The following is a 13273-nucleotide window of genomic DNA, read 5'->3' as shown; positions in this document are numbered from 1 at the left end:
CAGTGAGGCTATTAAATCCGACTCTGCGAAGCCCTATGTGTTAATCGGCGATGCGAATGGCGCTGCAGGTGCTGCAGGAGGTAATGGGGGGAATGGTGGTTCATAACAGGCTGCTTTAATTTTAATACGCGGCGAATGATTTCTCCGCGTTTAATTTATGGAGATATAAAATGAAAGTTCGCTCATTAACCATCAATATAGTTATCCTTTCAACTATTTTAGTCAGTGCTTTGAATGCTCAGGCCTCAAACAGGCATCATCATAAACATAATGACTGCTCATATCTGAATGGGAAAGATGGCGGCACGACGAAAAGCGGTGACGCTAATGGTGAGAATGGCAGGCAAGGTGTGTCGGGAACCCCATGTATCAATGGCGGCAATGGCGGTAATGGCGGTAACACGCCTGATGGAAACGCAAATGGCGGAAACGGTGCGCCCGGAGCTAATGGAGCTAATGGATGAATAACAAAATAAATACATTTTTCTCGTTAAGCCTGTTTAGCGTAGTAATTCTCAACTCAATGACCAATGCCTGGGCAAACAAGGAGAAAAAAATTGTAATACCGGCTTCTCATTTGTTTCATCTGACAGCTGATGGCGGCAATGGTGGTGATGGCGGAAGTGGCTCAGCCGGAGGCAATGGCGGGAATGGTGGAAATGGCGGGAGTGGGCCTGATGGTGGCAATGGGGGCAACGGCGGGAATGGTGGAAATGGTAATAGTGCTGATTCACCCGGCGGGAACGGAGGTGACGGTGGTGATGGGGGCAACAGTGGTAACAGCGGGCACGGAGGTGAAGGCGCGGCCGGGGGAAATGGCGCTGATGGTGGAGATGGAGGTGATGGGGGCAGTAATAATTCACCTGGCGGAAATGGCGGTGACGGTGGAGATGGCGGGGATGGGGGAAACACTTAATCAGATAATGTAACAAATTCATTTAAGGAGAGTCTGAATGCAATATTTTAGTTTGCGCGTCTTTTTAAAGTCATCAGTCATAATAACTCTCATAACACTTCGGGTATTAATTTTTTGCACACCTTCTATTCTGTTACCGGCATTAACTTTTGCCATTAGCTTTAATGCTATCGCAGACGATGGAGATGGAGGTGATGGAGGTGATGGCTCCGGCAATGGTGACGGCGGTAACGGCGGAAATGCCGGAGCCGGGTCTGATGGAAACGGAGGTAATGGGGGAAGTGGTGGCGAAGATGGAGGTAACGGTGGAAATGGCGGTAATGGTGATGGTTCAGGTACCGGTGGAAATGGAGGTGATGCGGGCCCCGGGGGGTTAGGTGGTCAGGGTGGTCAGGGTGGTACCAATGGAGGTCACGATGGTTCTCCGGGGATGAGCGGTGCCAGAGCGTCTAAGTAGACAGACTTTTCGTAATGAATCTATTTCAGTCAGGTTGATGTAATTCAGGTATTAAAACCTGATATCGCTCTGGCTGAACGTCTGACTTTTCACAAGGTCCGCTTTGTACCAGAAGCGGCCTCTTCGCTTAAATCTGTAAAGAACAGAGCGTTTGCTTTTTTGAATGGAGACCTTAAATAAAGCATTTCATCTAAAGTTTTATGTGGCTCTGTCGTTACTTAAAAAAACCATCGATATTTATCACGGACTGAGTGTTGTTCAGGATGGAGAGGCATTGGCAATGAATATCAATACGTTAAACAATATTTACAGGCAGAATCCATCTGTATCAGTTAAACCCCCTGAAAGCTCCAGCCTCTACCCTGCCAGCGAGAGCAACGCTACAGTCGTGCAGCCTGTCTCGTCAGGCCAGTCTACGATAAGTGGACGAGGACTGATGATGTCTCGTCTTTTTGGTAAGGTAAGCACCTTACCTGAAATGCAGACTCAGCTTACCAAAAATAACCAGGGAATGGATGCCTCTGTTTTTCTGACGAAGAGCGATTTGGGCGCACTTTCACATCTCTATGATCAGGCACAGACACAGGGAGCTGACTTACGATATGTTGATGATATAGCACGCGATTTAGGTAATTACCGTAAGTTCGGAAGCGTGTCAGGTAGTTATAATACAGGGAATAGTTACGATACGACTGGTCGGGTTCAGACGGTATCATTCACAGATAAAGATGCTGCAACAGCATCCCGTATTCTGAATGGTGATAACCTTGCAAACTCTGGCCTCGACCCTGCTTTTATCAGATATGAACTCGACCCTGGGTATTCTTTCAGTCATACCGCGAGTTTTGACTATCTGGAATCCATCATGAACACTACCGTTTCTGATGCTACATCGAAAAACCAATTCATGGCATCTCCGTTCACAACTTATGTAAGTCAGGGACAGAATAACTACATAATAAAAACGGCCAGCGAAGCCACGCTGAAAATTGAAGAACCTGATGTCATCAGCAAAGATGGTGTATTTACTGTCACCGAAGCCGGCAAGAAGCATGGATTCAGATTAGAAGGCAATGATGTCATACAGGATAAAAACACAGGCATAAATGACACTCAGTATGGAAAGCGCTGGGACAAAACGTTAATGGACTACTTTTTGAACCTGAAGAATACATAAGATATTAATCCTGAAAATTCAGAAGCCAGAACTGTTTGATCTGCTTAGTCAGTAACTTTTATCAATAACGCCTTTCAGTTCTATCTGCAGTCGACGGCTCTCAGACTGGGCATGAGATTGCTTTTAGGGGAATGATCGTTTGGTCAGAATCACAAAGAAAATGGGGCCCCAGAGGCCCCATACATTCTCCACGGAATCTTCAGCAACCGCTATTCAGGTAAAGCGTAAACCACCACCTGGTCGCCCACCTGATCCTTGAGGATGGTATTACCGCCGGCGACAAACGCCACGTACTGGCGGCCTTTATACTCATAGACCGAGGGATTGGCTACCGCAGGGGCTTCTGCCTGATCGGACCACAGCTCCTCGCCACTCTCCACGGAATAGGCGCGAACCTTAGCATCCATTGACGCACCAATAAATATCACGCCGCCCGCAGTGACTGCCGGGCCGCCGATGGTCGGTGAGCCCCAGCTGTCTGGCATAAAGAAGCCATACTGCTGAGATGCGCCAACAGGACGACGCCATTTGACGTCACCGGTGTGCATATCAATCGCCACGATTTCACCAAAGGGTGGCTGCCAGCACGGCATGCCCAGCCAGTTATTGGCAACCATGAGACGCATGCCGTAAGGCGCGCCTTCCTGTGGTGCAAAACCACTCTCATTGCCCGCGCCATTATCCGCTTTTTCATAATCTTCGCGGCTGTAGAGCTTCACGTACTGCACGATATGGGAGGTGTTAACGATCGCGATCTGCTTTTGAGGATCGAACGCGACGCCGCCCCACTGCACGCCACCCGCACTGTCCGGATACGTCAGTGTGCCTTCGCCTTTGGTGACAGGCGGCGTGTACATGCCTTCGTAGGTCAGCTTATCCCACAGCCTTGAACACTGACCTGCCCCCACCATATCCGCCAGTTTCCAGATCGCTGGCTTTTTCGACTGGTCAAGCAGCGGTGCAGGTTTCGTCGGGAATGGCTGCGTGGGTGAAAGAACTTCACCCTGAACCGAGCCATCACCCTGCGGCACAGGTCGCTCTTCAATCGGCCAGACATCCTCACCGGTCAGCCGATTCACTACAAACAAAAAGCCCTGCTTGGTTGCCTGAATCAGTGCCGGGATCGGTTTGCCATTGACCGTGATATCCATCAGTGTCGGCGCCGAGTTGATGTCGTAGTCCCACACATCGTGGTGCACCCACTGACGGGACCAGACGACTTTACCGGTGTTCACATCCAGTGCAGTGGTTGAGGTAGCCAGTGGGATAGGTGCAGTGCGGTTACCTCCCCAGTAGTTGGGAGAAGGCGATGAGACCGGCAGATACGCCAGTCCATGCGCCTCATCAGCTGACATGTGTGTCCAGACGTTAGCCGTACCGGTACGTTTGCGGACCGCCTCCGGAATAGCGTCAAACGTCCATTCGCGTTTGCCGGTCTGCGCATTGACAGCGAAAACCGTGCCTGGAGGCGCTTCAGCATAGGCCCAGTCCTTGCCCGCCCAGCCAATCAGCAGACGGTTACCCACGACCGTTGGCGGCTGCAGAACTGAAAGCGGGTACTTGGCATTAATCGTGTTCCACTGATTCAGATCGAGAACGCCATTATCAGCAAAGTCGCTGCATGGCTTACCGGAATCGGCATCCAGTGCAAAGAGCTTGCCATCAACCGTACCCATATAGACGATTTTCTGACACGCCTCTCCGGCGACAGGTTTTTTTGCCTGCCAGTAGGAGACGCCCCGGTTTTTCAGAACGGGCTGGGTCAGAGCTTTACGCGGGGATTTGGTGTCGTAGTGCCATTTCTCTTTGCCCGTGCCGGGATCGAGGGCAATCAGGCGATCGAAAGGCGTACCGATATACAGGGTCTGGTTGGCAAAAATAGGGGTGGCTGACCAGACGGTCGCGGGCGTGTCACCCTTGCCGTCCGAGACATCACCGGTATGAAATTCCCAGATCTTCTTTAACTGGCTGACGTTGTCGGTATTGATCTGCTTCAGCGGGCTGTATTTCTGCGCGTTAAGCTGACCGTGGAAGCTGTCCCAGGTCGCACCCGATGGCACCAGCGAAGTCGGGGGATTGTCTGCCGTTGCGACCTTATCTCCATCACGCTTGCCGGTTGAGGCATCGTCTGTGGTGTTAGTAGTACCGGGAGATTGGTGATCAGCCGCATCCGGACTGACCTTCTCCCGCGCGCCCATAGAGGCCTCCGCAGCGTTATCCTGCGCATGGAGTGCCAGTGGGGTAAGCAGCAGCGCCAGCGCCGTCATGCCGACTTTCATTACCGGAGTCGTTTTATTGTTCTTCACGAAGGTTTCCTCAGGCTTTAACGCGATGGTCAGGACGGGCGGGGTTTCTGCAGAGCGTAATCAGACCAATAAGGCCTGCAACCATCGCTGCCGTAATGATGTACTGATGCAGCAAGGCGGCGGCGAAAGCAGTACCGAATAACACGACCAGGGTCAGAACAATTACTGTCGCACGTGCACCGCGACCGGATGCACTACGCAGAATAAATGTCAGTATCGCCAGAATGACGCTGGCGATAGCCACACCTAACGCGCCGATTGTACCGGTCACACCGGTCAGTGGCGTCAGCCACGCATACAAAGCCACCGCGAAACCGATCGCTGCCGCGATCAGCAGCAGTAAGCCGCCCAGACGTGAAGATTGAGGTTGCAACATAACAGGAAGTCCCTTGGTGTCTGATTAATCATTAAATATGGCGCACTGGCAGGTTTATGCGGCTGTTTTTCGCCGGAAAATGATAAAAAAAACCTGCCATCTTTAGCGGACTGAACACCCAGCGTATTCAGATCACAGGTTTATGCGTGAGCTTCATAAGGCCTGGAAGGAAAACGGAATTCCGCAAGCCGGGATGTGCTGCGGGCAAAAAGTATTTTTGAATAGAAGAGGCAATGTTATGAAGTGTGCAGATTGCTCATTTTTTCCGCTTATTTATAAGGGAGTTCGGGATACTGAACTCTGACTTAAACTGGTGATCACCTGGTTCAACCCCATTGAGTGGGAAAACTTTTGCGCCTTCGGGGTGAATACAGGACGTTACAGGTATCAATGCTTTTTTTTTATAGCAAAGCCTCGCTTCGTGCATTTGACGCATGAATGTTAGTAGATCCCCGGCTTTTGACCCTGTTCTGAAGGCGAAGGCTGTGCGAGCGTCCCGCCAGGACTGGCATATGCACGCGCCATGGGACCCGCCGGAAAACTGATGATTAAATATGCGGTTAAGAGTCCGCAGCGCGGATGTCGCCTTACAGGCCGCGCTGGTCAGTGCTTTAATGTTTTTTAGTTATAACGAGAAACGTCTTGTTGAGCTCGATTGCATCAGGGCTGACCTGCAGCATTTGGCGCGTAATCTGCTCATCCAGCGCCAGACGGACGGCTAACCGGTAGGCCTGAACATCAATGGAAACCTCGTTTTATGCGCATAAAAAACCCAGCGTCAGCTGGGCTTAGCGAAATTGATCTGGTTATTGGGTTTCATTTAACCAGTACACTCATATCAGAACTCGCCTGGCCCCGGTTTTTAAATGATCGGGGTGTGAAATTTAGCTTAAGAGGACTTTTTAGTGGTCGGAAAAATGCTTTTTATAATCCTCGATATCAACCATCCGAGAAATAACACCGCTAAAAGAGCCACGAAAAAAGTAACGGGGTCTTCTCCCCATTGATAGTCACTTCCAATCCACCCTTGTCCTCCTGGGCCAAGCTTGAAGAAAAGCCATGAACCAAAGGTGAAAATAAGATTGTTGAGTGGTGTGATGTACTTTATGAGAAGCACAGCTAAAACCAGCGAAACAACACTCACGGCGATCTTTCTAGTCAACGCATTTTGCATAATCAGCTTTGCCCATCACATCTACGTAGCCATAAGCCATTAACCCACTGCGTGAGCCTGCCACTGTCATTTTACTTGTGCGCAGCAGGGCTTGTCTTATCTGCTCAAAATCAACAACTTTGAACAGCGTTATGCATCCACATTGACCTGAGCCCTTTGATTACATCCATTTTTGTTAACAGCCTATACGGGTAAATAGCGGACATTTACCATCGAAGTGTCCACTATGATAAAGTGCGGATGCGATAATATGCAATAACCACACCTTATGTGACTTCTGGGGATTTGATGAACTGAGTTATTGTTTCTCCCAGTTTCAGAAGGAAATCGTTTCGCGATGGATGAGGATCTATGACCTGCGGAGGTAGCTCATTCATGAAGGTAAAGTGACCTGCATTCTCAGCAATGTGTAGTTCAGAATAAGTGTGTAAACGTAAGGACTGATGAAGGAATAGTGCCTGTGCAGGTGGCGTAATTACGTCCTTTTCACCCGCCCAAATCTGAAGCGGTATCTTTATGGGGACCAATGACAGATGTGCTGGAAAAAAGTCGGAGGGGGGCGTCAAAAGGACCAGTCGATTAAGGATATTATGGCCTTCAAACCTGACAGGTTCTCTGGCACTGGTCCAGGCGGTAGCTCCAGCACGTATGAGTAAAATTACTGCTCCGAGTGAATGGCCAACACCTGATATTGAGGCATATCCTGTGCAGAATTTTTCAGCCGCCAGGTTAAGTCGCTGGACGCGCTCTGTCAATTCAGCTTGAGTCGGAAAACGCGAATTCAAAAGTTCGAAATGTGGCGCTACAACGGCTACTCCGTGGCGAGCAAATGTTCGGATAAGCCCTATGTGTCTTAGCGGGTTGCCGCCCAGTCCGGGAACAAAGAGAATACACGTTGTAGCATCCCTTACTCTGAAGAGTGTCACATCAAGGCTTTTTCCCGCAATGTCAGCTTTTACAGTTTCCTGACTGACGCCTGTATCCATTAAATCCCCCTCTTAAAGGAGCGTAAAATATACTTTTTTCATCATTGAAAGATTGCCTTTTGGTCTGCTTCTGGCACAGGGCGGACTTTCAGCTAACAGGCTCACCCGATACTTTTAGCTACTTTATGGCAGGAATATCTTTTAACCTCGTTGTATAGCGTGGCGACAACCTTTCACGCTTCATCTGCCATGAGCTGTCGCGCGCTCCCTGCCCCGCAAACCAGACCTTTCCTTTCCCTGAACGATTAATGCCGTCCAGTGCCGCCATTAAAGCATCTGCGTTTGCACGGGGCTGCTGCTCACTGAACAGGTCAAACTGCGTCATGCCGGACGGGTAAAAATCTCCCAACATCACCCCAGCTTTGGCATAGCGGAAGCCCTCCCGCCAGATAGTTCCAAGACCGCGAAGCGCTGATTCTATAATGTCCCGCGTATCACTGGTCGGATAATCGCACATGCAGGATGCCGTGTTGGAATATCGCGGCTCATCGCCATGTCTGCCGGTGGCAACTGAGACACTGATATGCCTGCAGCGTGAATTCTGCTCCCTGAGCTTTTCTGCCGCACGCGTGGCATACAGCACGATTGCCTGCTGCATCTCTTCCAGTTTTGTGACTCTTTCACCAAACGACCGCGAGTTCAGTATGTGCTCTTTCGGTGGCGGTGCATCCTCAAGCGCGATGCAGGACTCACCATTCAGCTCACGGGTGATACGCTCAACGATGACGTCAAAATTTTTCCGTATCATGCTGATGTTGCTGTCTGCCAGCTGCAGAGCCGTTGTTATTCCCAGCTGATTCATGCGTTTGCTTATGCGCTGACCAATGCCCCAGATATCGCTGACGTCGGTCAGATGCAGGAGCTTTCGCTGCCGGTGTCTGTCAGACAGGTCCACGACGCCGTTAGTCTGTGTCCATTTCTTTGCCGCATGGTTGGCCAGTTTCGCCAGCGTTTTCGTCGGCGCAAACCCCACGCCAATGATGAGTCCGGTTTCCCTGCGGATACGCTCGCGCATCTGCTGTCCGAAGGTCTCAAGCGGGATGAGGCTGTTAATCCCTGTAACGTCCAGAAAACACTCATCAATTGAGTAAACTTCCTGCCCCGCAGCCATCTCCCCCAGTATCGCCATCATGCGTGCCGACATGTCGCCATACAGCTCGTAGTTGGAGCTGAATACGTATACCCCGTTCTCCCTGAAGAAACGCTCATTCTTAAACAGCGGGGCCGCCATTTTTATGCCCATTCGCTTTGCTTCAGCCGAGCGGGCAATAACGCAGCCATCGTTATTCGACACGACCACAATAGGTTTTCCGCGCAGGTCGGGCCGGAATACCGTTTCACAGGAGGCGTAAAAATTATTGGCATCGGCCAGCGCAAACATCCCTACTCTCCTGCCGGCCCGTTGAATCCCACCCCGGCCACATCAGTGAGCGCATAGGCAACCACACCCCAGACGGGCAGCGTCTGGTTCACATCCAGCACTGTTACCGTTTCGTCCTCGTCCAGCGCCTGCAGGGCGGGAACCGGATTGAGCAGCAATCGCCTCAGCGTCAGCTCCCCATCAACCTCAGCAACGATTAGCTGGCGGTGTACAGGCGTCAGTGCACGATCGATAGCCAGCACGGATCCTTTCACAATACCGGCATCCGGGCAGTCGCTTTCGCTGCGCATCAGATAAGTTGAGTAAGGGGAAAGATGAACGAGATCGCCCAGGTTAAGGCGCGTTTCGGTGTAGTTCTGAGCGGGATTCTGAAAGGCCATTAAAATGCTCCATTCTGACCAGCGTTGCTGCCTGTCTGCATCCACCAGGCATACACATTTATGACTCCTGTGATGAGTATAAGTCGTTACAGCCGGCAATGCTCATGTGTGTACGCCGGTGTCTGCTACAGGGGAAAAACGGACATGCTATCGCCGCAGACAACACAAAAATGGGCAAGCAGGCGAGTTTTGAAGTCGGACATGCACAGGAGCTTTAAATTGTAGATTGTTCGATCTACAATCAATTATCAACACAGGGGAATGAAATGAAATCATCTGCTGGCAGACCTCGAGAATTCGATCCACAGGACTTCCTGAACACTGCACTGGACTGTTTCTGGCAAAAAGGATATCGGGCAACTTCAATGTCCGATCTGATGAAAGCATCAGGGTTAGCCAGCGCCAGTATCTATAAGCTCTATCCGGATAAGCGAGCTATCTATCTGGCGGCGCTACATCAATATATGGATGAAGGCGTTTCCAGAGCAGCCAAACGCGAGGTAGAGCTATCGCCAGAAGCTGCATTGCGCGATACGCTCGAATTTGTGGCGCTTTTATCATCCTCTCCTGATGGAGAGAAAGGGTGTTTCACAATTGCCGCTGCCAGTGAACTTTTACCGGGTGACGAAGAGGTAAAAAAAAGGGTTCACCATAAATTCAATTCAATAATCAATCGTTTGGAAAACATACTATCCACTGGTCAGGCTCAGCAGGTCTTTCGGCGCGATGAAAACGCAAGAGTCATGGCGCTGAGCATTTTTATGATGCTGGAAGGGATGCGGATATACGGAAAAATTCAGCCTGACAGCGAGGAGCTTAAAAGATGTAATGATTTTGTTGTCAGATCCGTGCTCATGAGCAGCAATGTTAATGATGAAGATCTTTCAGGAAAGGCTTCAATATGACAGGGGTGGGCACAATTGTTCGGCGTCGGAAAAGAAAACAAACAATGGTTGTGCTGGAATGTGAAGACGGTATGGCGTTGTGCGGTTGGATCGTTAAAGGAAGGTTTTTCAAAAGGCGCTTTCCACTGTCTCAGTTAAAGATATGTGTGCCTTATTCCTCCTTCTTGCCTCTGACTTAACGCGCTATGCTCTCCCTTGCAGGCTGCCTGATTCAGATGTCCGCTTCTGACTCAAAGCGCACTGATACGCAGGCCGGGATCTGTTAAGCGCGAGAAACGGATGCGGTTCGTTCATATCGTGACGATTGTTACGTTGACCTGCCCAGACGTATGTCATCAATTCAGCGACTCATAAGTATGCCCGAAGGTTGCATATGTTGATCCATAACGTTTTTGAGCGGCATTTTGGTGCTCAGCGTGAGGATGATCGGTGGCTAATATTTCGCGCAGACCTGTCAGAGAGAAAGCTTTCTCGGCTCTATGACGTCGCAATCCCGAACCAGATGACAGAAGGTGGATTGCTGGCTGGTCAATGCAACCGCGGATGGCAAAGCAGAGTGTCCTGAACGCATTGCTGATGGCTGTAAGTCGGCATACCACCCAAAAACAGGCGCTGGTTCTCTGACCAGGGCAGTCAGTCCACAAGCCATGAGTGGTGGTCGTTCCAGAAATCACATGGACTGGAGGGCGCCATAATCCCCCTCCCTGCACCATTCAATGAACTCATCCGGTAACGGCCAGAACGGTGAAACGCTGTCCTGCGAGCAACTGCTGTACGTTCTGTCCTCATTGCCCGACTGCGTCTGATGACACCCTGCCTGCCCGTTAATTTGCATCAGAGACTGACAATTCTGAGGCACCACTGGATCTCAGGAAGTTATTAATGTTCTCACACTCAGCGCTTTTTCGTGCCAGAAGCAGACAGGGCAAATACCGTGGAACGGGCGGCTCTCCTCTGACCAGCTAAATAAGCTGGACATTTTCTGAACATCCGCAGGCGCCTGCCGATAATCAATAAGGGGTATATCACCAGGTTGCTTTCCACAGAAAGCTCGTCACATAAAGAAAATAATTTCCTGATAAATAAGGATAAATATGTTTCCTGCACGTATTGCTACAAAAATGACATTGGGTGGCGTCCTGCTGTTAGGCGTGACGACCGCAATTGTCTGTCTTGTACTGTTGTTACGTGGTCAGCCACGCATTATTGAAGCCAGCAATAAATTAATTGAGCAAGCCGGTGGAAACCTGGTCAGCAGGCTGGACCAGCAGCTGGCGGGCATTCAGGGAGAGGCAGTCAGCATGGCGCGTCTGGCAGAAGTGCTGCCACACGATGTTTCGCTGTGGCAGAACAGTTTTCCGCAAATGATCGACAGTAATGGTAATCATACTATCGCCGGTGGAGGCATCTGGCCTGAGCCGGATGCGTTTGTTGCAGGCACTGCACTGCGCAGCTTCTTCTGGGCGCGTGAAGAGAGTGGCAAACTCGCTTACTCTGACGGATATAATCAGCCCGCTACCGGCGATTATCACAAGGAAAGCTGGTATACACAGGCACGCAATGCGCCACGCGATCGCTGTACCTGGTCCGATGTTTATCAGGATCAGGTTTCAGGCGTCAAAATGGTGACCTGCAGCGTACCCTACTATGCCGGTGATCGTTTCGCGGGTGTCGCTACACTGGATGTGATGCTGGATAACCTGGCACAGTTTGTGAAAACTCAGGGTAATGTGACGGGCGGTTATGCCCTTGCGGCAGACAAGACCGGTACGCTGCTCTACTACCCTGGTGTGGATACCAAAGTGCTGAATACCTTATCCACTGTTGCTCAGAAAGAGATCTGGTTCCAGCCCGTTGTGTCAAAATTAAAAAGCCTTGGGCCTGATGCAACCCTGGCCAGAGTCGATCGTATTAATGATGCACAACTGAATCAATCCGCACAGGTTACCCTGTTCCGCATGCCGGGAACTGGCTGGATCATAGGTCTGGTTACGCCGGAGAAAGTGGTCAGTGGCATGGCCCGCACGATCATGTGGGATATTTTCATATTCCTTGTGCCTGCCATGATTATTCTGCTTATTCTCACCTGGTGGTTTACACAACGTATTGGTCAGCGCCTGCGTCATACCTATGATGCTCTGAACGAGATTGCGACAGGAGATGGCGATCTGACGCGCCGTCTTGAGCGTAATGGTCACGACGAACTTGCCGACATTGCCGGAGCCTTCAACATTTTCGTCGATAAGATTGCGGGTGTAATCACGCGTGTTCAAGGTAGCAGCGAAACGGTAGCGATCAATGCATCTGGGCTGGCTCAAAGCAATCAGTCATTTTCAGACAAGATTGCGGAGCAGGCCGCTGCGCTTGAGCAGAGTGCTGCTGCGATGGAACAACTTAACGCAACAGTACAGCAGAACGCTGAAAACACCCGGCTGGCTGATACGGTCGCGGAAAAAACTTCACAGATTGCGCAGACCAGTTCAGGAACAATGGAGGAAATGGTGCACACTATGGCAGCCATTCAGAACTCCTCACAACGCGTCGCTGAAATCCTGGGACTGATTGACAGCATTGCCTTCCAGACCAATATACTGGCGCTGAATGCGGCAGTGGAAGCGGCGCGCGCCGGTGAGCAGGGAAAAGGGTTTGCCGTTGTCGCAGCAGAAGTCCGTGCGCTGGCGCAGCGTAGCGCAAACGCAGCACAGGAAATCAAACTCCTCATTTCCGATTCCGACAGCACGGTCATTGCTGGCAGCAAGCTGGTGAAAGGTGCTGGTGAGCAACTGAAACAACTGGTTAACGACGTACATCGCGTCAGACAGGTTGTTGGGGAGATGCGGGTCGCCGGTGATGAGCAGAGCAAAGGCATTTCTGAAATGACGCTGGCGGTTACACAGATGGAGCGCGGTATTCAGCAAAACCTGTCGCTCATCAATCAGACTGCAGAAAACACTCAGGTTCTGCGAGACGAGGCAGCACAGCTCGCACAGGAAATATCCGTATTCAAAGTGGTTAACGGATAGTGCAAATCAGGGTTTGGCAGCGATGAGCCCGTAAACTGATCCAGCATTACTGCCCGGGCCAGCTATCTGGCGCCGGGCGATTCACTAACCTGCAAGCATGGCTGCAGCTGAAAGTTGTACGCAGAAAGCGGGGAGTGACTCACCGAAAGGACACATCGGGACATTTTTTCAAGCTCTTCACGGCAGGCCCTG

General features: G+C 50.8%; 12 protein-coding genes and 1 pseudogene. 8 read left to right on the top strand and 5 right to left on the bottom strand.

What is annotated here, in order from left to right:
- The first annotated feature begins 170 nt into the window (after window positions 1-170).
- From AC1V0D_RS14210 to AC1V0D_RS14195, 4 genes are all read left to right on the top strand, one after another.
- Window positions 171-464 (top strand): hypothetical protein, encoded by a 294-nt coding sequence (locus tag AC1V0D_RS14210; RefSeq protein ID WP_071987830.1) that lies wholly within the window; start codon window positions 171-173, stop codon window positions 462-464.
- Window positions 465-596: 132 nt separating this feature from the next.
- Window positions 597-929, top strand: a complete 333-nt coding sequence (locus AC1V0D_RS14205) for a hypothetical protein (RefSeq protein WP_482907627.1) — start codon at window positions 597-599, stop codon at window positions 927-929.
- Between the two features lie 136 nt (window positions 930-1065).
- Window positions 1066-1293, top strand: a complete 228-nt coding sequence (locus AC1V0D_RS14200; protein WP_482907626.1) for a hypothetical protein — start codon at window positions 1066-1068, stop codon at window positions 1291-1293.
- A 243-nt stretch (window positions 1294-1536) separates the two neighbouring features.
- A complete protein-coding gene (locus tag AC1V0D_RS14195) occupies window positions 1537-2550 on the top strand; it encodes a hypothetical protein (RefSeq protein ID WP_482907625.1) in 1014 nt (337 codons plus the stop codon).
- Between the two features lie 209 nt (window positions 2551-2759).
- On the opposite strand, the gene AC1V0D_RS14190 is transcribed toward AC1V0D_RS14195, so the two are convergent.
- From AC1V0D_RS14190 to AC1V0D_RS14170, 5 genes are all read right to left on the bottom strand, one after another.
- Window positions 2760-4817, bottom strand: a complete 2058-nt coding sequence (locus AC1V0D_RS14190) for a pyrroloquinoline quinone-dependent dehydrogenase (protein WP_482907731.1) — start codon at window positions 4815-4817, stop codon at window positions 2760-2762.
- A 49-nt stretch (window positions 4818-4866) separates the two neighbouring features.
- Window positions 4867-5232 carry a hypothetical protein gene (locus AC1V0D_RS14185; protein WP_009092868.1) on the bottom strand — a complete coding sequence of 122 codons (366 nt, stop codon included), beginning with the start codon at window positions 5230-5232 and terminating at the stop codon, window positions 4867-4869.
- Between the two features lie 1440 nt (window positions 5233-6672).
- The gene (locus AC1V0D_RS14180; RefSeq protein WP_111207302.1) at window positions 6673-7392 is read right to left on the bottom strand and encodes an alpha/beta hydrolase; all 720 of its coding nucleotides are present in this window, start codon (window positions 7390-7392) and stop codon (window positions 6673-6675) included.
- Window positions 7393-7510: 118 nt separating this feature from the next.
- Window positions 7511-8773 carry a translesion error-prone DNA polymerase V subunit UmuC gene (gene umuC, locus AC1V0D_RS14175; RefSeq protein ID WP_154928858.1) on the bottom strand — a complete coding sequence of 421 codons (1263 nt, stop codon included), beginning with the start codon at window positions 8771-8773 and terminating at the stop codon, window positions 7511-7513.
- 2 nt (window positions 8774-8775) lie between these two features.
- Window positions 8776-9153, bottom strand: coding sequence for a peptidase (locus AC1V0D_RS14170; RefSeq protein ID WP_009092864.1), 378 nt, complete (start codon window positions 9151-9153; stop codon window positions 8776-8778).
- 266 nt (window positions 9154-9419) lie between these two features.
- On the opposite strand from AC1V0D_RS14170, the gene AC1V0D_RS14165 reads away from it, so the two are divergent.
- The 4 genes and pseudogenes from AC1V0D_RS14165 to AC1V0D_RS14150 all read left to right on the top strand — a co-directional run bounded on the left by AC1V0D_RS14165 (window position 9420) and on the right by AC1V0D_RS14150 (window position 13081).
- Window positions 9420-10058 carry a TetR/AcrR family transcriptional regulator gene (locus AC1V0D_RS14165; RefSeq protein ID WP_154928859.1) on the top strand — a complete coding sequence of 213 codons (639 nt, stop codon included), beginning with the start codon at window positions 9420-9422 and terminating at the stop codon, window positions 10056-10058.
- 373 nt (window positions 10059-10431) lie between these two features.
- On the top strand, window positions 10432-10623 hold the full coding sequence (locus AC1V0D_RS14160; protein ID WP_072215477.1) for a DUF7661 family protein: 192 nt from the start codon (window positions 10432-10434) through the stop codon (window positions 10621-10623).
- Window positions 10569-10752, top strand: a pseudogene (locus AC1V0D_RS14155) (DDE-type integrase/transposase/recombinase); the annotation flags it as partial. The gene AC1V0D_RS14160 and the pseudogene AC1V0D_RS14155, both read left to right, overlap by 55 nt.
- Window positions 10753-11152: 400 nt before the next feature.
- Window positions 11153-13081 carry a methyl-accepting chemotaxis protein gene (locus tag AC1V0D_RS14150; RefSeq protein WP_140029430.1) on the top strand — a complete coding sequence of 643 codons (1929 nt, stop codon included), beginning with the start codon at window positions 11153-11155 and terminating at the stop codon, window positions 13079-13081.
- The last annotated feature ends 192 nt before the right edge of the window (window positions 13082-13273 follow it).

It is taken from the genome of Pantoea sp. PA1 (genome assembly GCF_056856975.1).
This window is presented reverse-complemented; position numbering and strand designations above follow the sequence as displayed.

Coding starts and splice junctions, on each gene's coding strand:
- AC1V0D_RS14210 (WP_071987830.1), top strand. CDS start 171: ATGAAAGTTCGCTCATTAACCATCAATATAGTTATCCTTTCAACTATT.
- AC1V0D_RS14205 (WP_482907627.1), top strand. CDS start 597: ATGGCGGCAATGGTGGTGATGGCGGAAGTGGCTCAGCCGGAGGCAATG.
- AC1V0D_RS14195 (WP_482907625.1), top strand. CDS start 1,537: ATGGAGACCTTAAATAAAGCATTTCATCTAAAGTTTTATGTGGCTCTG.
- AC1V0D_RS14190 (WP_482907731.1), bottom strand. CDS start 4,817: ATGACGGCGCTGGCGCTGCTGCTTACCCCACTGGCACTCCATGCGCAG.
- AC1V0D_RS14185 (WP_009092868.1), bottom strand. CDS start 5,232: ATGTTGCAACCTCAATCTTCACGTCTGGGCGGCTTACTGCTGCTGATC.
- AC1V0D_RS14180 (WP_111207302.1), bottom strand. CDS start 7,392: ATGGATACAGGCGTCAGTCAGGAAACTGTAAAAGCTGACATTGCGGGA.
- umuC (WP_154928858.1), bottom strand. CDS start 8,773: ATGTTTGCGCTGGCCGATGCCAATAATTTTTACGCCTCCTGTGAAACG.
- AC1V0D_RS14170 (WP_009092864.1), bottom strand. CDS start 9,153: ATGGCCTTTCAGAATCCCGCTCAGAACTACACCGAAACGCGCCTTAAC.
- AC1V0D_RS14165 (WP_154928859.1), top strand. CDS start 9,420: ATGAAATCATCTGCTGGCAGACCTCGAGAATTCGATCCACAGGACTTC.
- AC1V0D_RS14160 (WP_072215477.1), top strand. CDS start 10,432: ATGTTGATCCATAACGTTTTTGAGCGGCATTTTGGTGCTCAGCGTGAG.
- AC1V0D_RS14150 (WP_140029430.1), top strand. CDS start 11,153: ATGTTTCCTGCACGTATTGCTACAAAAATGACATTGGGTGGCGTCCTG.